The 23,291-nt window shown below is 59.9% G+C and carries 21 protein-coding genes; 13 read left to right on the top strand and 8 right to left on the bottom strand.

From position 1 onward, the window contains the following. Window positions 1-244 precede the first annotated feature (244 nt). A complete protein-coding gene (locus IEY47_RS04765; RefSeq protein WP_188982014.1) occupies window positions 245-1,840 on the top strand; it encodes a methyl-accepting chemotaxis protein in 1,596 nt (531 codons plus the stop codon). 131 nt (window positions 1,841-1,971) lie between these two features. Here IEY47_RS04765 and IEY47_RS04760 read toward each other — a convergent pair whose 3' ends face one another. Further along, the gene (locus IEY47_RS04760) at window positions 1,972-3,669 is read right to left on the bottom strand and encodes an AMP-binding protein (protein ID WP_188982013.1); all 1,698 of its coding nucleotides are present in this window, start codon (window positions 3,667-3,669) and stop codon (window positions 1,972-1,974) included. A 114-nt stretch (window positions 3,670-3,783) separates the two neighbouring features. Here IEY47_RS04760 and IEY47_RS04755 point away from each other — a divergent pair, with 114 nt between their 5' ends. The 12 genes from IEY47_RS04755 to IEY47_RS04700 all read left to right on the top strand — a co-directional run bounded on the left by IEY47_RS04755 (window position 3,784) and on the right by IEY47_RS04700 (window position 18,049). Then, window positions 3,784-4,161 (top strand): MerR family transcriptional regulator, encoded by a 378-nt coding sequence (locus IEY47_RS04755; protein ID WP_188982012.1) that lies wholly within the window; start codon window positions 3,784-3,786, stop codon window positions 4,159-4,161. A gap of 65 nt (window positions 4,162-4,226) precedes the next feature. Next, window positions 4,227-5,414, top strand: a complete 1,188-nt coding sequence (locus IEY47_RS04750; RefSeq protein WP_188982011.1) for an isovaleryl-CoA dehydrogenase — start codon at window positions 4,227-4,229, stop codon at window positions 5,412-5,414. Between the two features lie 105 nt (window positions 5,415-5,519). Next, a complete protein-coding gene (locus IEY47_RS04745; protein WP_188982010.1) occupies window positions 5,520-6,911 on the top strand; it encodes a GntP family permease in 1,392 nt (463 codons plus the stop codon). A 28-nt stretch (window positions 6,912-6,939) separates the two neighbouring features. Then, window positions 6,940-8,562 carry an AMP-binding protein gene (locus tag IEY47_RS04740; RefSeq protein WP_188982009.1) on the top strand — a complete coding sequence of 541 codons (1,623 nt, stop codon included), beginning with the start codon at window positions 6,940-6,942 and terminating at the stop codon, window positions 8,560-8,562. Continuing rightward, entirely contained in the window at window positions 8,559-9,014 is a 456-nt protein-coding gene (locus IEY47_RS04735; protein ID WP_188982008.1) for a MaoC family dehydratase, read from the top strand. Before IEY47_RS04740 ends, IEY47_RS04735 begins: the two co-directional genes overlap by 4 nt. After that, window positions 9,011-10,618 (top strand): carboxyl transferase domain-containing protein, encoded by a 1,608-nt coding sequence (locus IEY47_RS04730; protein WP_188982007.1) that lies wholly within the window; start codon window positions 9,011-9,013, stop codon window positions 10,616-10,618. The genes IEY47_RS04735 and IEY47_RS04730 overlap by 4 nt, the downstream gene beginning before the upstream one ends. A 141-nt stretch (window positions 10,619-10,759) precedes the next feature. After that, window positions 10,760-11,554, top strand: coding sequence for a gamma-carboxygeranoyl-CoA hydratase (locus IEY47_RS04725; protein ID WP_188982006.1), 795 nt, complete (start codon window positions 10,760-10,762; stop codon window positions 11,552-11,554). Between the two features lie 2 nt (window positions 11,555-11,556). Then, window positions 11,557-13,479 carry an acetyl/propionyl/methylcrotonyl-CoA carboxylase subunit alpha gene (locus IEY47_RS04720; protein ID WP_188982005.1) on the top strand — a complete coding sequence of 641 codons (1,923 nt, stop codon included), beginning with the start codon at window positions 11,557-11,559 and terminating at the stop codon, window positions 13,477-13,479. Between the two features lie 243 nt (window positions 13,480-13,722). Further along, window positions 13,723-14,628 (top strand): hydroxymethylglutaryl-CoA lyase, encoded by a 906-nt coding sequence (locus IEY47_RS04715; RefSeq protein WP_188982004.1) that lies wholly within the window; start codon window positions 13,723-13,725, stop codon window positions 14,626-14,628. A gap of 436 nt (window positions 14,629-15,064) precedes the next feature. Continuing rightward, window positions 15,065-16,399 (top strand): Gfo/Idh/MocA family protein, encoded by a 1,335-nt coding sequence (locus IEY47_RS04710; protein ID WP_188982003.1) that lies wholly within the window; start codon window positions 15,065-15,067, stop codon window positions 16,397-16,399. Window positions 16,400-16,564: 165 nt separating this feature from the next. Further along, on the top strand, window positions 16,565-17,338 hold the full coding sequence (locus IEY47_RS04705; protein ID WP_188982002.1) for a substrate-binding domain-containing protein: 774 nt from the start codon (window positions 16,565-16,567) through the stop codon (window positions 17,336-17,338). Window positions 17,339-17,497: 159 nt separating this feature from the next. Then, window positions 17,498-18,049 (top strand): thioredoxin family protein, encoded by a 552-nt coding sequence (locus IEY47_RS04700; protein ID WP_188982001.1) that lies wholly within the window; start codon window positions 17,498-17,500, stop codon window positions 18,047-18,049. A 121-nt stretch (window positions 18,050-18,170) separates the two neighbouring features. Here the strand turns inward: IEY47_RS04700 and IEY47_RS04695 are convergent, their stop codons facing one another. The 7 genes from IEY47_RS04695 to IEY47_RS04665 form a co-directional block, all read right to left on the bottom strand. Continuing rightward, a complete protein-coding gene (locus IEY47_RS04695) occupies window positions 18,171-19,055 on the bottom strand; it encodes an arginase family protein (protein WP_188982000.1) in 885 nt (294 codons plus the stop codon). Window positions 19,056-19,131: 76 nt separating this feature from the next. Next, window positions 19,132-19,824, bottom strand: a complete 693-nt coding sequence (locus tag IEY47_RS04690; protein WP_188981999.1) for an ABC transporter permease — start codon at window positions 19,822-19,824, stop codon at window positions 19,132-19,134. Continuing rightward, window positions 19,821-20,510 carry an ABC transporter permease gene (locus IEY47_RS04685; RefSeq protein WP_188981998.1) on the bottom strand — a complete coding sequence of 230 codons (690 nt, stop codon included), beginning with the start codon at window positions 20,508-20,510 and terminating at the stop codon, window positions 19,821-19,823. The genes IEY47_RS04690 and IEY47_RS04685 overlap by 4 nt, the downstream gene beginning before the upstream one ends. Before the next feature lie 6 nt (window positions 20,511-20,516). Beyond that, window positions 20,517-21,278: a transporter substrate-binding domain-containing protein gene (locus IEY47_RS04680; RefSeq protein ID WP_188981997.1), complete on the bottom strand. Its 762-nt coding sequence runs from the start codon at window positions 21,276-21,278 to the stop codon at window positions 20,517-20,519. A gap of 88 nt (window positions 21,279-21,366) precedes the next feature. Beyond that, the gene (locus IEY47_RS04675; protein ID WP_188982313.1) at window positions 21,367-21,846 is read right to left on the bottom strand and encodes an Lrp/AsnC family transcriptional regulator; all 480 of its coding nucleotides are present in this window, start codon (window positions 21,844-21,846) and stop codon (window positions 21,367-21,369) included. A gap of 16 nt (window positions 21,847-21,862) precedes the next feature. Next, complete coding sequence (locus IEY47_RS04670) at window positions 21,863-22,627, bottom strand: ABC transporter ATP-binding protein (protein WP_188981996.1); 765 nt, start codon at window positions 22,625-22,627, stop codon at window positions 21,863-21,865. A gap of 51 nt (window positions 22,628-22,678) precedes the next feature. Then, a complete protein-coding gene (locus IEY47_RS04665; protein WP_229779211.1) occupies window positions 22,679-23,281 on the bottom strand; it encodes a helix-turn-helix domain-containing protein in 603 nt (200 codons plus the stop codon). Window positions 23,282-23,291 lie beyond the last annotated feature (10 nt).

Here is a 23,291-nt window from a genome sequence, read left to right as displayed (position 1 = left end):
CATACGCTTATTAGCGCTTCTTAATAATGTATCGAGCACATTGAGCACGCTTTGGATGCTCGATACAGCGCATCACGGCAGCGCCTCGCACCCGGCAATCGGGAGTGCTACTAAAGTGCCATATCCTGCACAACGGCAACGGTGTTAACTCGGATCGATCTGAGCTAGAGAACGAGTGCGAACAGCCGATTAAATCGAGATACCCCCTACTCGTGTCCTCATAAGAACAACAAAGAGGTCTGCCATGGATACCGTTTTCAGTCGCCGCAGCCTATTAATCGGGCTTCACGCCATTGGCGTCGTCGCGCTATTGCTGTTGCAGCAACACCTCCAGCTCCCCATCGCGTTTGCAGCGATTTTGCTTTTGCCGCTCACGCTTTGGCCGTGGTTATTACGACTTCGTACGCCAGCCACCGCGGCCCAGGCCGAAGTCACGAGCATCGACACGCTAAGCCAGAGTCTGTCGCAGCATACGACCCACAATGCGCTGTCGGCGGCTGAAGTCGCCTATACCGTCCAGCAGCTGGGTAACAAGCTGAAGTCTCAGCTCGCGGCCGTTGAACAGATTGGCGAAGGCGCGCATGCGGTCACCCATACCGAACAACGCAACGCTGAACGCGCCAGCCAGACGCAACACGCTGCACAAACAGTGCGGACCAGCAGTGCCAGCGGACAGGCCGAATTGCAGCAGGCCATTGCGCGCATGCAAGCGTTGAATTCGCAGACGGCGGCAAGTCGTGAGCTGATCCATGGGCTAAGTAAGCGGACCGAGCAGATCGAGCAGGTGACGCAGGTCATTCAGTCCATCGCCAGCCAGACCAATTTGCTCGCCCTAAATGCGGCGATCGAAGCGGCGCGTGCAGGTGAACAAGGGCGTGGGTTCGCAGTGGTTGCAGAAGAAGTGCGAAATCTCGCCGGGCGTACTGCGAGCGCGACGGGCGAAGTCGGACAGATGATCAGTGACATTCGCGAGCAAAGCCTTGCGGTGGTCAATCACATCCAAGAACAGGCGGATGAGTTGGAAGCCGCAGCAAAACAAGTGGAATACACGGGGGCGCAGCTGCGCAGCATTGCTGAGCTCGCGGTAGACGTCGATGGGCAGGTCGCGGAGATCAGCGCAGGCACCGCCAGCAATCACGAGCATCTTGCCGAGCTGTTGGTGGCCGTCGAACAGCTGCGCACAGACGTACGTACGAGCGAGAACCAAACGCGCCAGTTGGGCAAGGCCGCAGAACACCTCGTCGGTCAGGCCGAAGCCGTCAGTGAGCAGCTCGCAGGCGTTGGGCTGGACGATTACCACCAGCGTGTATATGACTTGGCCCGAGAAGGCGCCGAAGCGATTGCACGACGCTTCGAAGCCGACGTACACGCTGGGCAGATCAGTCTTACAGACCTTTTTGACCGCCACTACCAGCCGATCCCCAACACGTTACCTACGAAATATCGCACTGCATTCGATCGGTACGCGGACAGCGTGCTTCCTGGCATTCAGGAACCATTGCTCGCCCGCCACGAAGGGCTCGTTTTCGCCATCGCTACGACGCCCGAAGGTTACGTACCCACGCATAACCAGGCATTCAACCACCCGCCGACAGGCGACCACGCGGTCGATCTAACGCGAAGCCGCGGCAAGCGTCTGTTCAACGATCGGACCGGTATACGTTGTGGTAGCCATCAACAACGCCTGCTATTGCAGACCTATATGCGGGACACCGGGGAGCTCATGCACGACCTTTCGGTGCCTATCCAGATCCAAGGACGCCACTGGGGTGGACTGAGGCTAGGGTATAAACCCCAGGCTTTGCCGCTCAAAAGAAGACCTCTTACAAAGCTTTATTAAAGTAAATTATCAACAAAATATGTTGTATTAAATGCATATATATCAATGACGTACGATATATAAATAATCTTATTTATAGCTAACAGCGGAGTAAATTTTTTCCTCGAGGATAACGCGAGCGAGCTGGAACGCTACCGGTGCTGCTCGTGATTAAGTCTCTCTACGTTGAACAGCTCGACGCTCAACTCGCGGATACGGAATTTCTGGATCTTTCCGGTCACCGTCATGGGAAAGGCATCGACGAAATGGAAATAGCGCGGCACCTTGTAGTGCGCGATGTGTGCTTTGCAGAATTCACGCAAGGTTTCAGCATCTACTTCTTGGCCAGCCGTGCGCCTCACCCACGCCACGACGACTTCGCCGTGTCGTTCACAGGGAATACCGACCACCTGCGCATCGGCGACCGCGGGATGCTGGTACAGAAATTCTTCGATTTCACGCGGGTAGATGTTCTCCCCGCCGCGAATGATCATGTCCTTACTGCGCCCGACGATGCGGACGTATCCTTCATCGTCCATTTCCGCCAGATCACCCGTGTGCATCCAGCGCGCACCATCGAGGTCCCGCGCGGTCGCCTGTAAATCATTCCAATAGCCCAGCATCACGCTGTAGCCGCGGGTACACAGCTCCCCCACTTCGCCGCGCGGCACGATGCGTCCTTCGGTATCGATGATTTTGTGTTCGAGGTGCGGCTGCGTGCGGCCTACGGTGGATACTCGCAGCGCCAGAGGATCATCCGGCCCAGTTTGTAGGGAGACCGGACTCGTCTCCGTCATACCATAGGCAATCTGCACCTCGCGCATGTGCATTTGGTCGATGACCTTGCGCATGACTTCAATAGGGCAAATGCTGCCTGCCATGATCCCGCTGCGCAGGCTGCTGAGATCGAACGATGTGCGTTCCGGCAGGCCGAGCATCTCAATGAACATCGTCGGCACGCCGTACAGAATGCTTGCTCGCTCTTCGGCGACCGCCCGTAACGTTGCCAGCGGTTCGAACGAGGCCGCCTGGTAGATCATCGCAGCGCCATGAGTGATACAGCCGAGATTACCCATCACCATGCCGAAGCAGTGATAAAGCGGGACCGGAATGACCATGCGATCGCGTTCGCTCAACCCCAGACTTTCGCCAACCATGTAACCGTTATTGAGGATGTTGTAGTGGCTGAGGGTCGCGCCCTTTGGAAAACCGGTGGTGCCCGAGGTGTACTGGATATTGATCGGATCATCGAACTGCAAAGATGCGCTGCGCGCCTGCAACAGGTCCCCGCTGACTTGCTCGCCGCGTGATGCCAGGTCTCGCCAGCGCACATAGCCCGCAGGGGCGTCGTCTGCCAAGGTGATGACGCTCTTCAACGATTGGAGCGCATCGCTGCTCCATTGGCCCTGGTGGCACGTCTCCAACTCCGGTATCAGCTCCGCCAGCATCGCGTGATAGTCGGACGTCTTGAAACGATCGGCGCAGATCAGCCAACTGCACCCTGAGCGTTCCAGCACATAGGCCAGCTCAGTGGCGCGGTAAGCCGGGTTGATGTTCACCAGGATTGCGCCAATCTTGGCGCTGGCTAGCTGTGCGATGCACCATTCAGCGCAGTTGGGTGCCCAGATACCGATGCGCTCGCCGCGTTCGATCCCCAAGGCCATAAACGCGCGGGCGATCACCGCCACTTCTTCAGCCAGGGTTCGCCACGTGTAGCGTCGCGCTTGGTGCAGCACGATCAGCGCGTCGCGTTCCGCGTGGCGAGCGCAGGTTTCATCGAACGCTTCGCCAATGGTCATGGCGAGAAGCGGTTTGTCTTTTTGGCCTACGGTGTAGCTTTTCAACGCCATCGCATATACCTCTGTCTTGTGTTTGTTTTGAGGTGATGACACGTACCTGCGAGTGGATTGACACGCTCGATAGCCAGATTTACGTTAACGTAAAGGTAAGGATACGGAATAGCAATGTCTCAAACGTATAGCATCTCGGAACTCGCGAAGGCGCTCGACGTGACCCCGCGGGCCATTCGCTTTTACGAAGAGCAAGGAATGCTCTCTCCTGAGCGCCGCGGTCAGGAACGGGTCTATTCTTCACGCGACCTGGTGGCGCTCAAGCTGATCCTTCGCGGCAAGCGCATCGGATTTTCTCTCGCCGAGTGCAAAGAGCTGATCGATATGTACGACCCGACCGGAGGAAATGCCAAACAGCTGAATCGCTTCCTCGAAAAGATCACCGAGCGGCGCGGACAGCTCGAACAGCAAATGCTCGATATCCAACAAATGCAGCTCGAGTTGGACACCGCTGAAGAACGCTGCCGCGCCGCCATGGAGCGCATACCCTAAACACTTCGCGTTACCGACAAGCCCTTTAATGCCGTCCGATAAATACAACAATGGAGCGCCGTTAAATGAGTATTGCTGCCCTACCCGGCCTTGATTTCCAGCTAGGTGAAGAAATCGAAATGCTGCGCGACGCCGTAGCCGGCTTCGCTGCCAAGGAGATTGCACCGCGCGCCGCGGAAGCGGACCGTACCGATCAGTTCCCGATGGATCTGTGGCGTAAATTCGGTGACATGGGGCTGCTGGGGCTGACCGTCGACGAGCGTTATGGCGGTTCGGGAATGGGCTACCTCGCGCACATGATCGCCATGGAGGAGATCTCCCGCGCATCGGGCGGCATTGCCCTCTCCTACGGTGCGCACTCCAACCTGTGCGTCAACCAAATCCATCGCAACGGTACCGACACCCAAAAAGATCGCTTCCTGCCGAAACTCGTCTTTGGCGAGCACATCGGCGCGCTGGCGATGAGCGAGCCCAACGCCGGTTCCGACGTGGTGAGCATGAAGCTGCGCGCGGATAAGAAAGGCGACCGCTACGTGCTCAACGGGACCAAGATGTGGATCACCAATGGTCCGGACTGCGACGTGCTCGTCGTTTACGCCAAAACCGACCCGAGCGCCGGAGCCAGGGGCATGACGGCGTTCATCATGGAAAAAAGCACGCCCGGATTCTCCGTTGCGCAAAAGCTCGACAAGCTTGGCATGCGCGGCTCGCACACCGGCGAGCTGGTGTTCCAAGATGTCGAGATTCCAGCAGAGAACGTGCTCGGTACGGTGGGCGAAGGCGCCCGGGTGCTCATGAGTGGTCTGGATTACGAACGCGCCGTGCTCAGCGGTGGTCCGCTGGGATTGATGCAAGCGGCAATGGACGTCGTAGTGCCTTACATCCACGACCGCAAACAGTTCGGCCAAAGCATCGGCGAATTCCAGCTCATCCAGGGCAAGGTCGCTGACATGTACACCACCCTGCAAGCCTGCCGCGCGTATCTCTATGCCGTCGGCAAGCACCTGGATGCGCTCGGCCATGGCCATAGCCGAGCCGTGCGCAAGGACTGTGCGGGTGTGATCCTCTACACCGCCGAAAAGGCGACGTGGCTCGCCGGCGAGGCTATTCAGATCCTTGGTGGCAATGGCTACATCAATGAATTCCCGACCGGGCGCTTCTGGCGTGATGCCAAGCTGTACGAAATCGGTGCCGGTACCAGCGAGATCCGCCGAATGCTGATCGGGCGGGAACTGTTCAACGAAACCGCCTAAGGGGCGACCCTAAAGACGTAGGCGTTCGTTGACAGATGCATGAGGTGCGGCGCGCCGTCAGGCCGGCCTCCAACGCGATATCCATACATAACAAGAGCAAAACTCATGGACTCACTGGCGATCCTGATCTCACTCGGGCTGTTGATGTATCTGGCCTACCGCGGCATTACCGTACTCGTACTCGCGCCGCTCATGGCGAGCCTCGCCCTGCTGCTCAGCGGCGAGGCGCTGTACATGTTGCCGACCTACACGCAGATCTTCATGAAGGAGCTGGGCGGCTATCTGATCAAGTTCTTCCCGCTGTTCATCCTTGGCTCGTTGTTCGGCCAGTTGATTTCTGACTCGGGCGCTGCCCGCACCATCGCGCAGAAGCTCATGCGCGCCCTGGGCCCACGGCATGCCATCCTGACCGTCGTGCTGGCATGCGGGATTCTCACCTACGGCGGAGTGTCGCTGTTCGTCGTGGCGTTTGCGGTCTATCCCATTGGCGCCGTCCTGTTCCGCGAAAGCAATACGCCCAAACGCTACATGCCGGGTGCCATCGCATTGGGCTCGTTCACGTTCACCATGACGGCTTTGCCTGGCGCGCCATCGATCCAGAACGCCATTCCAACGCCTTACCTTGGAACGACAACATTTGCAGCGCCGGGCCTGGGCATCGTCTGCGGATTGGTCATGCTCGCTTTCGGTACCTATCTACTGCAGCGTTGGGCATCGAAGGCAATGGCGGCCGGTGAAGGCTACGGCGAGCATGATGAGCGCAATCTCGTGGCTGGTACGCCTGACGAGCAGAACCCCGCGTTCCTGCCTTCGATCCTGCCCGTGGTGCTGGTCATCGGCCTGAATGCGTTGTTCAGCTATGTGGTACTGCCTGGCATGGACTTGAGCTATCTCGGCGAGGAGCGTTTCGGCAAGACCACGCCGACGGCTGTCATTGGCTTGTGGTCTGTGATCCTGGCGCTACTCATCGCCATCGTCGCGACCATCCTGCTGCACTGGAAACGTTGGACGAGCCTCAAGGACAGCGTGAACAAAGGCGTGTTCGGCAGCTTCCTGCCAGTCCTCAACACGGCCTCGGAGGTCGCGTACGGCGCGATCATCGCAAGCCTCGCCGGCTTCGCCGCGATCCGCCATGCGCTCATGAACCTGTCACCGGACAACCCATTGATATCGGTGGTGCTGACGATGAACGTCTTGTCCGGCATCACCGGGTCATCGTCTGGCGGCCTGAGCATCGCGTTCCGTACCTTGGGTGAAGACTACTTGCGCATGACTGAAGCCGCAGGCATCGCTCCCGAGCTCCTACACCGCGTCGCCGTCATCGCCGCTGGCGGTTTGGACACGCTGCCGCATTCGGGCGCGGTTGTCACGCTCCTGGCCATTTGCGGACTGACCCATCGGCAATCCTATCCACCGATCCTGGCGATGACTGTTGGCGTTCCGCTCCTGGTCACGGTGCTTGCCGTAGTGCTGGGAACGCTGTTCGGTGCCTTCTAACGCCGCTCGACAGGCAGGAATAACGACAATGAACCTGACGTTCTCTCTCGAATCGCCGGCACCCGAAGCCTTCTTCAATATCGCCGACGCCTGCTGTGACCGCTGGGCAGAGCGCGAGCCGGACCGGGTCGCGCTGCTCCAGAAGAACAGCGATGGCAGCGTGACACAGTGCACCTATCGCCAGCTGCAAGCGAGCGCGAACCGCCTTGCCAACGCACTCGCCGCCAGTGGAATACGGCCAGGGGATCGAGTCGGCATCATGCTGCCGCAACGCTTGGAAGCTGCATTCGCACACATCGCCCTCTACAAACTCGGCGCGATCGCAGTGCCCTTGTTCGTGCTGTTTGGCCTCGATGCGATCCGCCATCGCGCCCGCGATTGCGCCATGAGCGCGTTGATCACCGATGGCACAGGCCGTGACAAACTGGCGGCCATCTGGGGTGAACTTCCCGACATGAAGGTTTGCTTCTGCACAGCGGGTAGGAGCGACGATAGCCGGGTGCTGGACTATCACGCCGAGACCGCGGTCGCTTCTGACAGGTTCGAGACTCGCCACAGCGTCGCTGAAGACCCTGCGGTGATCATCTATACCTCCGGGACGACCGGCCATCCCAAGGGCGCATTGCACGCCCATCGCGTTCTGCTGGGTCACGTCCCTGGCGTCAGCGTATCTCACGAGGGGCTGCCGCAAGCCGGAGACCTGATCTGGACGCCTGCCGATTGGGCCTGGATTGGAGGGCTGCTGGACGTTCTTTTGCCCAGCCTATATCTGGGCGTGCCTGTCGTTGCCCATCGCGCCGAGAAGTTCGAACCGGAGGCGGCGTTCGCCTTGATCGAGGAACTGGGCATCCGCAACCTCTTCCTCCCGCCGACCGCGCTAAAACTGCTGCGCCAGGTGCCTTCTCCCGAAACCCGCTGGCTGTTAAGCGTGCGCACGATTGCCAGTGGGGGTGAATCGTTGGGAAGTGAGCTGTTGAACTGGGGCCGACAGACCTTCGGGGTAACCATCAACGAGTTCTACGGCCAAACCGAATGCAACATCGTGCTGTCTTCCTGTAGCCGTCAGGGCGTACACAAGGTCGGCGCCATCGGGCAATCCGTGCCCGGCTACAACGTGCGCATCATCGACGATCAGGGCAACGAGATGCCGGCTGGTGATGCGGGTGACATCGCAGTCGAGACCCCAAATCTCAATCAGATGCTCTGCTACTGGAACCGGCCGGACGCCACCGCAGAAAAATACGTCGGCCGCTGGCTCGTCACCGGGGACCGCGGTTATCGCGATGCCGACGGCTACATCCATTTTCTCGGACGCAACGACGACGTCATCACCAGTGCCGGCTACCGCATCGGGCCGACGCCCATCGAGGACTGCCTGCTGCGCCATCCCGCGGTGAAGCTTGCAGCCGCCATTGGCAAGAAAGATGCGACCCGTACGGAAATCGTCAAAGCCTGCATCGTACTGGCCGACGGTCATTCACCGAGTCCGGGCTTGATAAGTGAATTGCAAAACCACGTCCGCACACACCTCGCGGCCCATGAATATCCGCGCGAGATCGAGTTTCTCGAAGCACTGCCCATGACCGCCACCGGCAAGATCATTCGGGGCGAACTGCGCCAGCGCGAACACGACAAGGAAACTGCTGCATGAATTTCGTAGGAAAGGCTTTCGACGAAATCGCCGTCGGCGAGACCTTCGGCCAGACGCTCACCATCGACGAATCGCATATCAGCCGTGCCTGCGGCATGTTCGGCGATTTCAACCCGCTGCATTCCGACGCCACGTTCGCCGCCAGTTCACGCTTCGGCCAGCGCATCCTCCACGGCCCGATGACCAGCGCCGCCATTTCCGCCTCGGTGGGTATGTTTTTCTACGGTACTGCGGTGGCCTACCTGGAACACAACTGCCGGTTTCTCTCTCCAGTGCTTGCGGGCGACACGCTGACCGTCGCCTGGACCATCACCGAACGAATCGACAAGCCGCAGCACAACGGCGGTATTGCTGTGATGACCGCACGGTGTACGAACCAGCGCGGGCAAGTGGTCGCCGAGGCGGACGGGAAGATCCTGCTGCAAAACCGTACACAAGGAGTTCCGGTATGAGCATCCTCACGTCAACGCTTGCACCTGGCGCCGACGATGCCCGCAAGAATCACGACGCGTTGTTTGCTCAGGTCGAACACCTGCGTGCGCTGCTTGCGCAGACTGAACAAGGCGGCGGTGCAAAGGCCCAGGAACGCCATACCTCGCGGGGCAAACTTCTTCCGCGTAGACGCATAGACGGGCTGTTGGATCCCGGTTCGCCCTTTCTCGAGATCAGCCCCCTCGCCGCCTACGAGGTGTATGGCGAAGATGTTCCTGCCGCCGGCGTCATCGCCGGCATCGGGCGCGTCGAAGGCGTGGAATGCATGATCGTCGCCAACGACGCGACGGTAAAAGGCGGTAGCTATTACCCGCTGACAGTGAAGAAGCACCTGCGCGCGCAAGCCATCGCGCGCGAAAACCGATTGCCCTGCATCTACCTCGTGGATTCCGGAGGCGCCAACCTGCCACGCCAGGACGATGTCTTTCCGGATCGGGAACATTTCGGGCGCATCTTTTTCAACCAGGCCACCATGAGTGCACTGGGCATTCCGCAGATTGCCGTCGTCATGGGCTCGTGCACGGCTGGTGGTGCCTACGTACCGGCGATGAGCGACGAAACCATCATGGTGCGCGACCAGGCCACGATCTTTCTCGCCGGGCCGCCGCTGGTAAAGGCCGCAACGGGCGAAGTGGTCACTGCCGAAGAATTGGGCGGCGCGGACGTTCATTGCCGGACGTCAGGTGTAGCCGACCACTATGCCGATAACGACGCGCATGCGCTGGCGATCGCCCGGCGCTGTATTGCCAATCTCAACTGGCGCAAGCTGGGAACTATCGAATCCCGCGAGCCCCATCTCCCCCGTTATTCCGCGGAGGAGCTCTACAGCATCATCCCGGTCGATCCCAAGCAGCCGTTCGATGTGCGCGAAGTAATCGCCCGCCTGGTGGACGATTCGGCGTTCGACGAATTCAAGGCGTTATTCGGCACCACCCTGGTGTGTGGCTTCGCCCATTTGCATGGCTATCCGATCGCCATCCTTGCGAACAACGGCATTCTGTTCGCCGAGGCCGCGCAGAAAGGCGCTCACTTCATCGAGTTGGCCTGTCAGCGCGGCATTCCGTTGGTGTTCCTGCAGAACATCACCGGCTTCATGGTGGGCAAGAAATACGAAGAAGGCGGCATCGCCAAACATGGCGCCAAGCTGGTCACGGCAGTCGCCTGCGCGCGCGTGCCGAAGTTCACCGTGATCATTGGCGGCAGCTTCGGCGCCGGTAACTACGGGATGTGCGGCCGTGCTTACGATCCGCGGTTCCTGTGGATGTGGCCCAACGCCAAGATCGGCGTGATGGGTGCGCAACAGGCGGCAGGTGTGCTGGTGCAGGTCAAGCGCGAGCAGGCGGAACGTTCCGGTCGATCCTTCTCCGCTGATGATGAGGATGCGCTGAAACGACCCATCGTCGAGCAATACGAGCGCCAGGCACACGCCTATTACTCCAGCGCTCGATTGTGGGATGACGGTGTGATCGATCCCGCGCAGACGCGGGATACCTTGGGCTTAGCCATTTCGGCAGCGCTCAACGCCCCCATTGAGCCGACGCGCTTTGGCGTGTTTCGGATGTAAGGGTGACGATGTCGCGTATTACGGCAAGACCCGTAGGGCGGGTGCCAACCCGCGGTAACGCAACTGTGACTGATACACCGTATGCGGGTTTCACCCGCCCTAATGGGGCTAAGGCGGTCGAAGCCACCATGGAGAACAACAATGACAACCTATACAACGCTCGAACTGGCCGTTACACCCGCCGGTATCGCCACGCTCTGGCTGAACAGGCCCGACAAGAACAACGCCTTCAATGGCGAAATGATCAATGAACTGATCGAAGCGCTCACCGTGGTTGCAGCCAACGAAAAAGTCCGCCTCCTCCTCCTACGCGGTCACGGCAAGCACTTCTCCGCCGGCGCAGACCTGGCCTGGATGCAGGTCTCCGCAAACCTGGACTACGCCGCCAACCTCAAGGATGCCCACGCATTGGGCGAGCTGATGGAATGCCTCTATCACCTGCCCTGCCCGACCCTGGCCGTCGTCCAGGGCGCAGCATTTGGCGGCGCCGTTGGACTGGTTGCGTGCTGTGACATGGCAATTGGCACCCCTGATGCGGTGTTCAGCTTGTCCGAAGTACGCATAGGCCTCGTCCCCGCTGTCATCAGCCCTTACGTCGTGCAGGCGGTAGGCGAACGTGCGGCGCGACGCTACGCGTTGAGCGGCGAGCGCTTCAATGGAGAGCGTGCCCGTGAGCTGGGGCTGCTTTGCGAAGCCTACCCCACCGACGCGCTTGACGCGGCCGTCGATGAATGGGCTGCCATGTTTCTGCTCAATAGCCCGCACGCAATGCGCGCCACCAAGGCACTGCTCCATGGCGTCGGCAGTGGTGTGTTGAGCGAAGCGCTCCGGCAGCGAACGGAAAGCGTCATCGCCGGTATTCGCGTAAGCGAGGAAGGTCAGGAAGGCCTGAAGGCGTTTCTGGAAAAACGCACACCGTGCTGGCAGGAGCAATAACGATGAAGTCGATCGAAACCCTACTGATCGCCAACCGCGGCGAAATCGCCTGCCGCGTGATCCGCACCGCAAAAGCCTTGGGTATCCGTACGGTAGCCGTCCATAGCGCGATCGATGCCAACGCCCGCCATGTTCGCGAAGCGGATATCGCCTACGACCTTGGCGGCGCCAAGCCGAGCGAGAGCTACCTGCGGATCAATGCCGTGACCGAAGCAGCCAAGGCGACCGGTGCCGATGCCGTCCACCCTGGTTATGGCTTTCTTTCGGAAAATGCCGCGTTCGCCGAAGCACTGGAACACGCCGGCCTGATATTCCTCGGCGCGCCCGCAAGCGCTATCCGGGCAATGGGCAGCAAGTCCGCCGCCAAAGCACTGATGGAGGATGCCGGCGTGCCGCTAGTACCGGGTTACCACGGCGAAGCGCAGGATCTGGACACGTTCCGCGACGCGGCCGATCGCATTGGTTATCCAGTACTGCTCAAAGCCGCCGCCGGCGGAGGCGGCAAAGGCATGAAAGTGGTCGAACACGAGCGCGACCTGGGTGATGCCTTGGCGTCGGCGCAGCGAGAAGCGGAGGCGGCGTTCGGCGATACGCAAATGCTCGTCGAGAAGTATGTCCTCAAGCCACGCCACATCGAGATCCAAATCTTCGCCGACACTCACGGCAATTGCCTCTATTTGAACGAGCGCGACTGCTCGATTCAGCGTCGCCATCAGAAAGTCGTCGAAGAGGCCCCTGCGCCAGGTCTGTCCGTTGAGCTCAGGCGCGCCATGGGGGAAGCGGCGGTCCGCGCGGCGCAAGCCATCGGCTATGTCGGCGCCGGTACCGTGGAGTTTCTGTTGGATGCACGCGGCCAATTTTTCTTCATGGAAATGAATACCCGCCTACAGGTCGAGCATCCGGTGACCGAAGCCATTACCGGACTGGACCTGGTGGCCTGGCAAATTCTCGTCGCGCGCGGTGAGGCCTTGCCGATCACCCAAGCCCAAGTGCCGCTGACTGGCCACGCCATTGAGGTTCGCCTCTACGCGGAAGACCCGGAAGGTGAATTCTTGCCTGCCAGCGGTCATCTCGACCTTTACCGCGAACCGGTCGATGGGCCGGGACGCCGTGTGGACAGCGGTGTGCAAGAAGGAGACGACGTCTCGCCGTTCTATGACCCCATGGTGGCGAAGTTGATTGCGTGGGGAGAAAGCCGCGAGGAAGCACGGCTGCGTTTGCTGGCCATGCTGCGGGAAACCCGCGTGGGTGGATTTCGCACCAACCTTGCCTTCCTAAAGCGCATCCTCGCCCACTCTGCGTTCGCTGAAGCCCTGCTGGATACCGGCTTCATCGAGCGTCACAAGGACGTTTTGCTACCGTCACGCGGGGAGCTGTCCGAAGACTTCTGGCAAGCCGCAGCCATGGCTTACATCAAGAACGAGCCGCCCCACGTTCGGCACGATGATCCGCACTCGCCTTGGTCGATGACCTCGGGCTGGCGCGCGGGCGGCCCGGCGGTATTTGACCTGAACCTGAGCGTCGGCGGCGTAACCCACAACGTCCGCGTCGTTCCGCTGTCCTGTGGAGGCCGGCCTAACAAAACCGTCCCCGCCATTCGCCAAGGCAATACCCTCTACCTCGAATGGAATGGCGAATGGCTTGCCGTGACACGCGCAGACCCGATCGCCGCTGCTGAGTCCGCCCATGCACATCAAGGCGGTCTCACCGCTCCCATGAACGGCAGTATCGTCCGCCTACTCGTCGAAGCTGGCGCAACCGTCGAAGCCGGAACACCGCTTCTGGTGCTCGAAGCCATGAAGATGGAGCACAGCATCCGCGCGCCCTCGACGGGTACCGTGAAATCGTTCTTCTGCCGCGAGGGTGATTTGGTGAACGAAGGCACGGTACTGGTCGAGATCGAGGATGCCGCTGTTGACCCATGACCCCCTTTCCCTTGTATCCCCGTTCCACGTATGGGCGACTTCAGCTCCCCTGTAGGGGCGACTTTAGTCGCGATTGCATAGGAGCGTATGGGGCCCTTTCTACCGGCCCTGCTGACACCAAGGCGACTAAAGTCGCCCCTACAGGAGACTGCAATATCTTTGTAGGAGCGGGTTCACCCGCGACGCAATCGAACGCACGACACAAAGCCTCAATCCAGCCACACCCCATCAGGAGCCGCCCTTATGCCCCTTCCTCCCAAAGTCCGCCTTGTCGAAGTCGGCCCCCGTGACGGCTTGCAGAACGAAAAACAACCGATCGATGTCGCCCACAAGGTCGCGCTCGTGGACGAGCTCACGAACAGCGGTCTGGAATACATCGAAGTCGGCAGTTTCGTGTCACCGAAATGGGTGCCACAAATGGCTGGCAGCAGCGAAGTGTTCGCGGGTATCACACGTAAGCCCGGGGTCACCTACGCTGCATTGACGCCCAACATGAAGGGCCTCGACGCCGCGATCGCCGCTGGCGTCAAAGAAGTTGCGGTCTTCGCCGCCGCGTCCGAGAGCTTCTCGCAACGCAATATCAACTGCTCCATCGCCGAGAGCCTGGAGCGCTTTGTGCCCATGTTCGAAACCGCTCAGAAACATGACATCCGTGTCCGGGGTTATGTGTCCTGCGTGCTGGGCTGCCCCTATGAGGGGGACATCGCCGCCGAGCAAGTGGCCTACGTGTCCCGCGAGCTCTACGCCATGGGCTGCTACGAAATTTCCCTGGGCGACACGATCGGTGTCGGAACCGCAGGCAAGACACGACGCCTGCTGGATATCGTTGGACGCGATGTCCCACGCGACCGGCTCGCCGGCCATTTCCACGACACCTACGGGCAGGCGCTTGCCAACGTCTACGCCAGCTTGTTGGAAGGCATTACCGTATTCGACGCATCCGTTGCCGGCTTGGGCGGCTGCCCGTATGCCAAGGGGGCAACAGGCAATGTCTCGACAGAAGACGTGCTGTACCTGATGCAAGGGCTCGGTATCGAAACCGGCGTGAATCTCGAGCGACTCGTTTCTGCAGGTCAGCGCATCAGCGACGTGCTGGGCCGACAAAACGGATCGAACGTCGCACGCGCAATCCTGGCGGCAAGTAAATAGCACGCCTGTTCCTTTGCCTGTAGGAGCAAGCCATGCTCGCGATACTGGACAGGTTCAACTACATCGCACGTGAAGCCATCATCGCGGGCGTGGCCCGCTCCCACAGGGTAGACATCGACCCGCCCTGCTAGCATCGTTTCAGCACGAATCGCAGGGTAAAAATCTCCCATAGCCCCCAACCCACCCCATTCAACCTGTGGGAGCGAGCCATGCTCGCGATGCTGGACGACAGGTCAAACTACGTTGCGTGTGAAGCCATCATCGTGCGCATGGCCCGCGCCCACAGAAAGCTAATCTTCTGCCCCTGGCATCCTCGGCGTTTAAATGGTGTCGATCTACGCCAGCCTGGTGCTGCCCAAGCACAACGCCTGTCCTCTAACCTGAACTTGGTCACCACCCTCCGCTTCTCAAAACAAGACACTCACGAGAGGCCTACATGAGCAAGATCAACACGTTTTTTCCCGGGCGCCGACGCTTCATGGCGCAAGCCGGAACCACCGCAGTGGCCGCGGGAATGCTCGGAGCAGCACGATCAGCGACTGCGCAAGCCGCTCCCACCAAAGCCAGCAGCTCGCAACCCGCCGCAGACTTACCTCAGCCAGTCACCCTGCCCCATATGCAGGAAGGCAAGACGGATAAAACCAAAATGCCCGTGCAGCTCGGGCCGGACCAACGCGTCGGAATTGCCGTCGTGGGTATTGGCCGACTGACGCTGGAAGAAATCCTCCCGGCCATGGCACAGAGCCAACGCTGCAAGGTGACGGCGCTGGTCAGTGGCGACGGCGACAAGGCTCGCCGTGTGGCCGCCATGTACGGCGTCCCGGAGGATTCGCTGTACAGCTACGAAACCTTCGATTCAATCCGCGACAACCCAAACGTCCACGCGGTGTACATCGTGCTGCCAAACAGCATGCACCATGAGTTCACGCTCAGGGCCGCAAGCGCCGGCAAGCACGTGTTGTGTGAAAAGCCGATGGCCAATTCCGTCAAGGAATGCCAGGAGATGATCACGGCGTGTGCCGATGCCCAACGCCTGCTGATGATTGCGTATCGCATCCAGTACGAACCCATGAACCGGCAAGTCATGCAATGGGTTCGCGGTGGTAAGGAAGTGGGACAAATTAAGCTGTTGGAAATGGCCAACTGTCAGAACCAATCGACGCAAAACACCGACCAATGGCGACACAAGAAGGCCCTCGCGGGTGGCGGCGCATTGCCCGACATCGGCCTCTATTGCCTGAACACTGCACGCTATCTCTTGGGCGAAGAGCCGGTCGAAGTATTCGGTACGATCCACACGAACGATAGTGACCCTCGCTTCACCGAAGTCGAGGAAACCATCCTCTGGCATATGCGCTTCCCCAGCGGCGTGCTCGCGCAATGCATGTCGTCCTACAGCACGTTCAATTCCAAGCGCTATCGCATTCTCGGTGACAAGGGTTACCTCGAGATGGATCCCGCCTTTGCCTATAAGGGGCTGAAGCTCAAACGTAGCAAGCTGGCGGAAGGCACCGATGCGGTGTTGGCGCCGGGTATCGAGCAGATAGCCGCCACCGAGAAAAACCAATTCGCGCTCGAGATGGACCACTTCGCCGAGTGTGTCGTGAAAAACCAGCGACCGTTCACGCCTGGAGAGGAAGGCCTGCAGGATCAGCGAATCATGGAAGCGATCTACGAATCCGCCCGCATAAGCAGGCCGGTCAAACTTTCCAGCATTGAGGAAAAGGACGCTTTTCGCGGCACGCCACCCAGCAATGCGGAGTCAACGTGATCTGGCACGGTCTGTCCCTGGCGCGGCCAGTCCATTGAGCCACGGCAGGAACAATCTGTTTAGGCGCAGATCGCGTCTTACTCGCTTCCCAGGTTTACCCGTCTATGCTTTTTTCTAGCGCGTATACGACGCTATCGATCATCCATAAGAACAAGGAAAAACCGCATGCTCACCCGCATCACACGCTCGTTCGCCGCCGCGCTGGTCGCCCTCTCCTTCGCTACGTTGGCGCAAGCGGAGGAGTTAAAGGTCATGATCTCCGGTGGATTCCACACCGCGTACGAAGAACTTGCCCCCGAGTTCGTCAGCAAGAATGGCGACACGGTAAAGACCATCCGCGGACCATCGATGGGTAAATCGCCGGATGCGATTCCCAACCGACTGGAACGTGGGGAACATGCAGACATCGTGATCATGGTCGGCTATGCGCTCGACAAGCTCATCGAGCAAGGTGAGATCACACCCGGCAGCCGTGTAGAACTCGCGGATTCTCGTATCGGCGCGGTCGTTCGCAAAGGGCAGCCGCAGCCGAAGATCGACACCGAAGACAACCTGCGCGAAACACTCCTACAGGCGAAATCGGTGGCCTACTCCGACAGTGCGAGCGGTGTGTACGTCGAAAACGAACTGTTCAAACGGCTCGGTATTCAGGACCAGCTTAGTCCTAAGGCCCACAAGATTGAGAAGACGCCTGTCGCATCGGTCGTGGCAAACGGCAAATACGCGCTCGGCTTCCAGCAGGTAAGCGAGCTGATGCCGGAGAAAGGCGCGACCTTCATTGGCAAGCTTCCCGACTCGGTGCAATCCGTCACCCGTTTTGCCGGTGCGGTGCCCAAAACTGCCGATCATCCCGAGAAGGCGAAGGCCCTACTGAAATACCTGGGTTCTGCAGACGTACAAGAAGTCGTTCGTTCGACGGGTCTGGACAGCGTCGAGTAATTTTCAAATCGCGGGGCCACTCGTGCCCCGCCATTCGCTCACGAAATCGGAAAAAACGCTCGCCGGCCGCGAACGGCAAGTCGATCCTGCGGTCTTTAGGCCCAGCGGGCTAAAAATGTAGTGCTCGCACCTAAACCACTACCTGCGAGCGAAATCACCATGGCGTCTTACGAAACACTGTTCCAGATTGGCGATACGTTCGAGGCGTTCGTCTGCCGTGGTTTGGATACGGAAAAAGAGGCCGTCGAGCGCTTCTCACGCCGGCTTTCCATGAACCTCACCTGCCCCACCGTCGAGCGATTGGAGCAGGTAAACGCCCGTTACCACCTGTTGATCGCGGGCGAGCTGTGGTGCCCGGATTGCCAGCTCAACATCACGGCGCTCAAGACCTTGAATCGCCTGCAGCCCAGGATCGACATGGCGATCATTTCCAAGGCCCGCGCGGAACACGACCTGAAGGACCGTCTGCAGCTGGAGCGTATCGCCATCCCATTGGTGCTTGTGCTGGATGAAAACTATGAATTGCTAGGGACGTTCGTCGAGCAACCGACGTCAGTCATCGACCGCGGAGAAAGCGCGCGAGACGACTACCGCAATGGCCGATACCTGGAAGAAACGATCACCGAGGTACTCGCGATCATCGAGAAAAAAGAAGCCCTTTGCCGAAAAGTAGGGGCAACACCGCCAGCACTACAGGAACTTGCGAGTTAAGTAGCGGCGACTGAAGCGGATCGCCGCCCGGCCAGCCCTACAGCGGGCTAACGTAGGGCGGGTGCAACCCGCGTAATTTCAGGATTTCCCCAAGATATCGCAGGCTACATACGCCCTACTGTCAGCGCTTGGCCTTAGCGCCGTACGCCGCGAAGGTAAACGCCAGATAGGCTGCCAGCGTGGATGTCATGTTCCCTACGTCCGTGGTCGGGTTCACTTCGGTAATCGCCATCGCGGCGCAATGCGGGGCGAGCATCTCGACCATCTGCAGCGCTTCGTCCGAGCTGATTCCGCCCGGCTCATGTGCACCTGCGCCAGGCGCATAGCATGGGTCGATGGCGTCGATATCGAACGATAGGTACAGGTGATCCGCACCTTTCACACGCTCAAGGATGCGCTCCACGGTCGCCTGAGGCCCGAGACGTAGCGCTTCGCGTGCCGAGATATGTATCAAACCGGTGTCGTGCTTGAACTGCCCGGACGCTGGGAAGTTGAAATGTCGCTCGCACACCTGGATGCAATCATCGGCACCAATACGATCCAGCTCTAACGCACGGCGCATGCCACTTGATTGGCTGTAACGCCCCTGCTTCACGCTTTCATCCATCAGGTCGAGGTGAGCGTCGAAGTGGATGATACCAATGCGTCCCGGCAGCGCGTCATGAACCCCACGGGCGACCGGAAACAACAGGCTGTCGTCACCGCCGATAACGATCGGCACGCGCCCGGCTTCGATGGACTCACGCACGGCGGCGGTGGTCGCAGCGAACGTCTTCTGTGTGTCATGCGGAACGACGGCCACGTCGCCGCGATCGGTCAGCAGGTTGTCGCCGACTTCCATGAAGCTGTCGGTTTCCAGGCAATAAACGCGACCATCCTGGATACGCATGTTGATCCACTTGGCGCTTTCCCGTACGCGGGCGGGGGCGAACCGCGAGCCGGGCCAGCCGAGGGTGGATTCGCCATCGAATGGCACGCCCAACAGGTCGAAATTGCGTGTAGTCATGTTCGGATGCTCTCTTGCAGGCAGTAAATACAGGGCCGTCGACAGGAGGCCGAAAGCCTTCGAAAGGAAAGAAGGTTCAACTCCGACGTGGCTGCAAATAGGCTCCCCAGCGCTTTTCAGCGAGCTGGAAGCCGCACACCAGTACGGAGGTGAGGACGAGATAGATCAGCGCGGCCGTGACATACGGCTCGAACTGGATGTAGTAGTTGAGCGTGATGTTGCGCGCGACGCCGGTGATTTCCATCAGCGTTACCGTGCTGGCGAGTGACGTTGCGTGCAGCATCATGATCGCCTCGTTGCCATACAGCGAAAGCGAGCGGGTCAGCATCGCCGGCAGCAGGATGCGTCTGACCTGCGTCCACCACGACATGCCGTACGCCCGCGCCGCCTCGATTTCACCCGGCGGTAGATGGCGCAAGCCACCCGCGAAGATCTCCGTCGTATATGCGGTGGTGTTGAGGACAAATGCAATCAGCACGCAAATGAGCGGACTTGAAAGCCAAGGCCAGAGAAAGCTCTGGCGTAGCAGGTCGAACTGCGCCAGCCCGTAGTAGATGAGGAACAACTGGATCAACAAGGGCGTACCACGAAACACCAGCGTGTAGATGAACACCGCGCCCCGTGCGAGTGGCTGCGTAGCGTTGCGCGCCAGGGCAAGCCCAATCGAAAGGAAGAACGAGATGCCCAACGCGAGTGCGGTCAGCATGAGCGTTAGCCCTGCGCCGTCCGCATAGCGGCCAAGGTTTTCGTAGATAACGTCCCAGCTCATCGTGTCAGCTCCCTATGGCCGGCCGCGTAACGCCGACCGACCCACATCAGCACCAGCAACGAAATCAGGGTAATGGCGAGATAAAAACCGCCTGCGATCAGGTAGAAGGTGAACGGTTTTCCTGTCGCCTCCGCTGCACCCCGTGCACGAAACATAATGTCCTGCAGCCCGAGCAACGAGACGAGCGCGGTCGCCTTGACCAGCACCAGCCAGTTGTTAGTGAAGCCGGGCAGCGCCAGTCGGATCATCTGCGGCAGCACGATCCGTCGAAACGTGTGTACGCGCCCCAGCCCATAGGCATGAGCGGCTTCGACCTGACCGTGCGGCACGCCGATCAGCGCGCCTCGGAACGTCTCGGTCATATAGGCACCGAAAATGATCCCCAACGTGGCGCAACCTGCTGCAAAGGGGCTGAACTCGATAAACAGGTCCGACCCCATCGCCTCTAGCCCCTGGTTCAGCAGTGCCGGAAGGCTATAGAAGACCAGCAGCATCAGCACGAGGTCAGGTACACCTCGCACCAGCGTCGTGTACATCCCCACGACGATGCGCAACGCACGGCTGCCGGACAGCTTGCACAGCGCACCGAGCAGACCCAGCACTACCGCTAGCACGAGGGCCACGAAGGCCAATTGCAGACTGACCCAACCCGCAGCCAGGACGGTCGTGATGTAGTCGCTCAGCATGCGGGTTTACTCTGCGCCGAAGTATTTGGCGTCGAGCGCAGCCTGACGGCCATTGGCGCGTACGGCGGCGAGGCCTTCATTGATCTTGCCGACCAGTTCGGTATTCGCCTTGCGCACCGCGATCGCGACGCCCTCGCCAAACTCGGGCGCGTCCTTACCGGTCAACGTCGGGCCAACCAGTTCGAAGTCCTTGCCTTCGTCGCGGCTGGTGAAGCTGTGGATGATCTGTGCTTCGTAGCTCAGGTGTACGTCCGCACGGCCTGCGCGCAATTCGAGGTAGGGCTCGCTGCCGCTGGAGTAACGCTTGATGGTCGACCCGGTGTAGTTCTTGGTGATGTACGCGTCCATCGGGGTGCCCGTCTGGACCGCGATCACCTTTCCTTTCAGCCCTTCAGGGGTAAGGGTAAGCCCCGCATCCTTGCGCGCAACGAAGCGGAAAGATGGAATTTGATAGACGTCGCTGAACGCCACGGTCTTCTTGCGCGCTTCGGTGACGGTGAGCTGGGAAATCAACGCGTCGTACTTGCGGGCGATCAGGCCGGGAATCATGCCTTCCCAGGCCGCGGCGATAATGTTGCAGTCGAGCTTGGCCTCTTCACAAATGGCCTGCATCAGCTCGACGTCATACCCAACGAGTTTGCCGTTGGCATCGATCGACTCGAACGGGGGAAACGTGGCGTCGGTTGCGATTGTGATAGGCGCGGCAAACGCGGCTCCAGACAGCGTGAAAGCGAGCGCTGCGACAACATTTCTGTAGCGAGTTTTCATGGTAACTCCTGTAATGACTGTGTTTGTTGTAGGCAGAAAAGAAGCGTTTTTTGATAGGAAGCGTGTAACGGCGCGCGTAATCCGTCGTTCAACCGTACGCCGGCTTCACCCGTGTGAGCTCGGGATGGCTGACGAGTTTGTCGATGTGCAACTCGGCATCGTTGAGCCACTCTTCCGTCACCAGTAGGTAGTGATTCATGTCGCGACAATGCATGCGCAGGCTGTACTCGAACGCCCCGCTCACCAGATGGCACTCGATGACCTCAGGGCAGACCTGCACGCGCGCTTCGAACGCGCGCTGCGCCGCACGACCGCTTTGATTCGAAAGTGCGACCAACACCAATAGCGACAGGCCTGGAGCAATCCGTTGCTGATCGACAATAGCGCTGTAACCACGAATCACACCGCGCTGCTCTAGTTTCTTCACGCGCTCCAGGCACGGGCGTGGGCTCAAATGAACGCGTTCGGACAGCTTCTGGTAGGTAATCCGCCCTTCACGCCGGAGCACATCCAGAATGGCGACATCGATGCGATCCAGATTGCCCGCTGTTGGGCTCTTCGCGTTCATGCTCATTGTGGTTTCGTCACTTCAAACGGCCGGAAAGAAACTTCTGCAGACGCTCGCTACGCGGGCGATCGAACAGGTCTGCCGGGGAGCCCTGCTCCTCGATCAGGCCCTGATGGAGAAACAGCGTCTGGGTAGACAGGTTGCGCGCGAAGCCCATTTCATGAGTCACGACAATCATGGTCCGGCCTTCTTCCGCCAGGGTCTGCATCACCTTGAGTACTTCGCCGACGAGCTCCGGGTCCAGCGCCGAGGTGGGTTCATCGAACAGCATCACGTCCGGCTCCATGCACAACGCGCGAGCGATGGCGACACGCTGCTGCTGGCCTCCAGATAGGTGCGCGGGGTATTTGCCGAAGGCGTCCTTACCGAGACCGACTTTCGCCAGATTGGCCTCACCCCGCTCACGCGCCTCGCTCCGGCTCAGGCCATGCACATGCATCGGCGCTTCCATCACGTTGTCCAGCACACTCATGTGCGACCACAGGCAGAAGTTTTGGAACACCATGGACAGCCTGCCGCGCATGCGTTGCAGCTGGCCGCGATCCTTCGGCATCAGTTCACCGGTGCGCCGGTCTCTCGTCGTCAGAAGCCGTTCGCCGTCCAGCACGATCTCGCCCTGGTGGGGCCGTTCGAGGAAGTTGATGCAGCGCAGAAAGGTGCTTTTGCCCGACCCACTTGAGCCGATGATGCTGATCACGTCACCGGCCTTGGCGTCCAGGCTCACGCCCTTGATCACTTCGTGGTCGCCGTAGCGTTTGTGCAAATCGTTGACGGTCAGCATGGATGGGTACTCGAACTCTCTGGAAAATTGAAGCGATACGTCGATCAGGTATCAGGCGGGCGGTGGCACGATCACCCACAGCGCCGTGCAGGTTTCGCCCTCGGAGGGATTCCGCCAGGTGTGCGGAATGCTCGGTGGGAAGGTCAAGGTATCGCCCGCTTGGAGCAGGTAGGTCTCTTCGCCCACGCAGATCTCCAACCGGCCGGTCTGGACATGCACCATGTCGCTCGCAGCCTTCAGCGTGTACGCCTCCGGTCCCGACCCACCGCCCGGCTCGATCACCGACAACAGGGCCATCATGTGTTCGTTGCCAGGCCCGCCGATGAGGTATTCGCGCATACGCTCACCGCCAAGGCTGATTGGCGTCCCCTCGCCCGCACGGACGAAATTGGTGCTCGGCGGTGCGAACAGCTCGGCGGGCTTGATGCCAATGGCGTCACATACACGCAGCAGCGTTGCCACGGAGGCCTGAACCACATCCCGCTCAAAACGGCTGATAAAGGATTTGCTCACGCCCACGCGTTGCGCGACATCGTCGATCAGTAGCCCCTTCGCCAACCGTGCTGCACGGAGGCGGCTACCTACATTCAGTCCATCTGCGCTGATGCTGGGCATCTCGATCGTGCGTTCTGCTGCCTTTGGTGCTCGGGCCATGCGATTCAAT

The organism is Pseudomonas matsuisoli (assembly GCF_014647635.1).
GTDB lineage: Bacteria > Pseudomonadota > Gammaproteobacteria > Pseudomonadales > Pseudomonadaceae > Pseudomonas_P > Pseudomonas_P matsuisoli.
The sequence above is the reverse complement of the archived record's forward strand: the minus strand, read 5'-3'. Positions and strand labels throughout refer to the sequence as shown.

Excerpts from the sequence above, each read along its gene's own strand:
- IEY47_RS04765 (WP_188982014.1), top strand. The coding sequence starts at position 245 with ATGGATACCGTTTTCAGTCGCCGCAGCCTATTAATCGGGCTTCACGCC.
- IEY47_RS04760 (WP_188982013.1), bottom strand. The coding sequence starts at position 3,669 with ATGGCGTTGAAAAGCTACACCGTAGGCCAAAAAGACAAACCGCTTCTC.
- IEY47_RS04755 (WP_188982012.1), top strand. The coding sequence starts at position 3,784 with ATGTCTCAAACGTATAGCATCTCGGAACTCGCGAAGGCGCTCGACGTG.
- IEY47_RS04750 (WP_188982011.1), top strand. The coding sequence starts at position 4,227 with ATGAGTATTGCTGCCCTACCCGGCCTTGATTTCCAGCTAGGTGAAGAA.
- IEY47_RS04745 (WP_188982010.1), top strand. The coding sequence starts at position 5,520 with ATGGACTCACTGGCGATCCTGATCTCACTCGGGCTGTTGATGTATCTG.
- IEY47_RS04740 (WP_188982009.1), top strand. The coding sequence starts at position 6,940 with ATGAACCTGACGTTCTCTCTCGAATCGCCGGCACCCGAAGCCTTCTTC.
- IEY47_RS04735 (WP_188982008.1), top strand. The coding sequence starts at position 8,559 with ATGAATTTCGTAGGAAAGGCTTTCGACGAAATCGCCGTCGGCGAGACC.
- IEY47_RS04730 (WP_188982007.1), top strand. The coding sequence starts at position 9,011 with ATGAGCATCCTCACGTCAACGCTTGCACCTGGCGCCGACGATGCCCGC.
- IEY47_RS04725 (WP_188982006.1), top strand. The coding sequence starts at position 10,760 with ATGACAACCTATACAACGCTCGAACTGGCCGTTACACCCGCCGGTATC.
- IEY47_RS04720 (WP_188982005.1), top strand. The coding sequence starts at position 11,557 with ATGAAGTCGATCGAAACCCTACTGATCGCCAACCGCGGCGAAATCGCC.
- IEY47_RS04715 (WP_188982004.1), top strand. The coding sequence starts at position 13,723 with ATGCCCCTTCCTCCCAAAGTCCGCCTTGTCGAAGTCGGCCCCCGTGAC.
- IEY47_RS04710 (WP_188982003.1), top strand. The coding sequence starts at position 15,065 with ATGAGCAAGATCAACACGTTTTTTCCCGGGCGCCGACGCTTCATGGCG.
- IEY47_RS04705 (WP_188982002.1), top strand. The coding sequence starts at position 16,565 with ATGCTCACCCGCATCACACGCTCGTTCGCCGCCGCGCTGGTCGCCCTC.
- IEY47_RS04700 (WP_188982001.1), top strand. The coding sequence starts at position 17,498 with ATGGCGTCTTACGAAACACTGTTCCAGATTGGCGATACGTTCGAGGCG.
- IEY47_RS04695 (WP_188982000.1), bottom strand. The coding sequence starts at position 19,055 with ATGACTACACGCAATTTCGACCTGTTGGGCGTGCCATTCGATGGCGAA.
- IEY47_RS04690 (WP_188981999.1), bottom strand. The coding sequence starts at position 19,824 with ATGAGCTGGGACGTTATCTACGAAAACCTTGGCCGCTATGCGGACGGC.
- IEY47_RS04685 (WP_188981998.1), bottom strand. The coding sequence starts at position 20,510 with ATGCTGAGCGACTACATCACGACCGTCCTGGCTGCGGGTTGGGTCAGT.
- IEY47_RS04680 (WP_188981997.1), bottom strand. The coding sequence starts at position 21,278 with ATGAAAACTCGCTACAGAAATGTTGTCGCAGCGCTCGCTTTCACGCTG.
- IEY47_RS04675 (WP_188982313.1), bottom strand. The coding sequence starts at position 21,846 with ATGAACGCGAAGAGCCCAACAGCGGGCAATCTGGATCGCATCGATGTC.
- IEY47_RS04670 (WP_188981996.1), bottom strand. The coding sequence starts at position 22,627 with ATGCTGACCGTCAACGATTTGCACAAACGCTACGGCGACCACGAAGTG.
- IEY47_RS04665 (WP_229779211.1), bottom strand. The coding sequence starts at position 23,281 with ATGGCCCGAGCACCAAAGGCAGCAGAACGCACGATCGAGATGCCCAGC.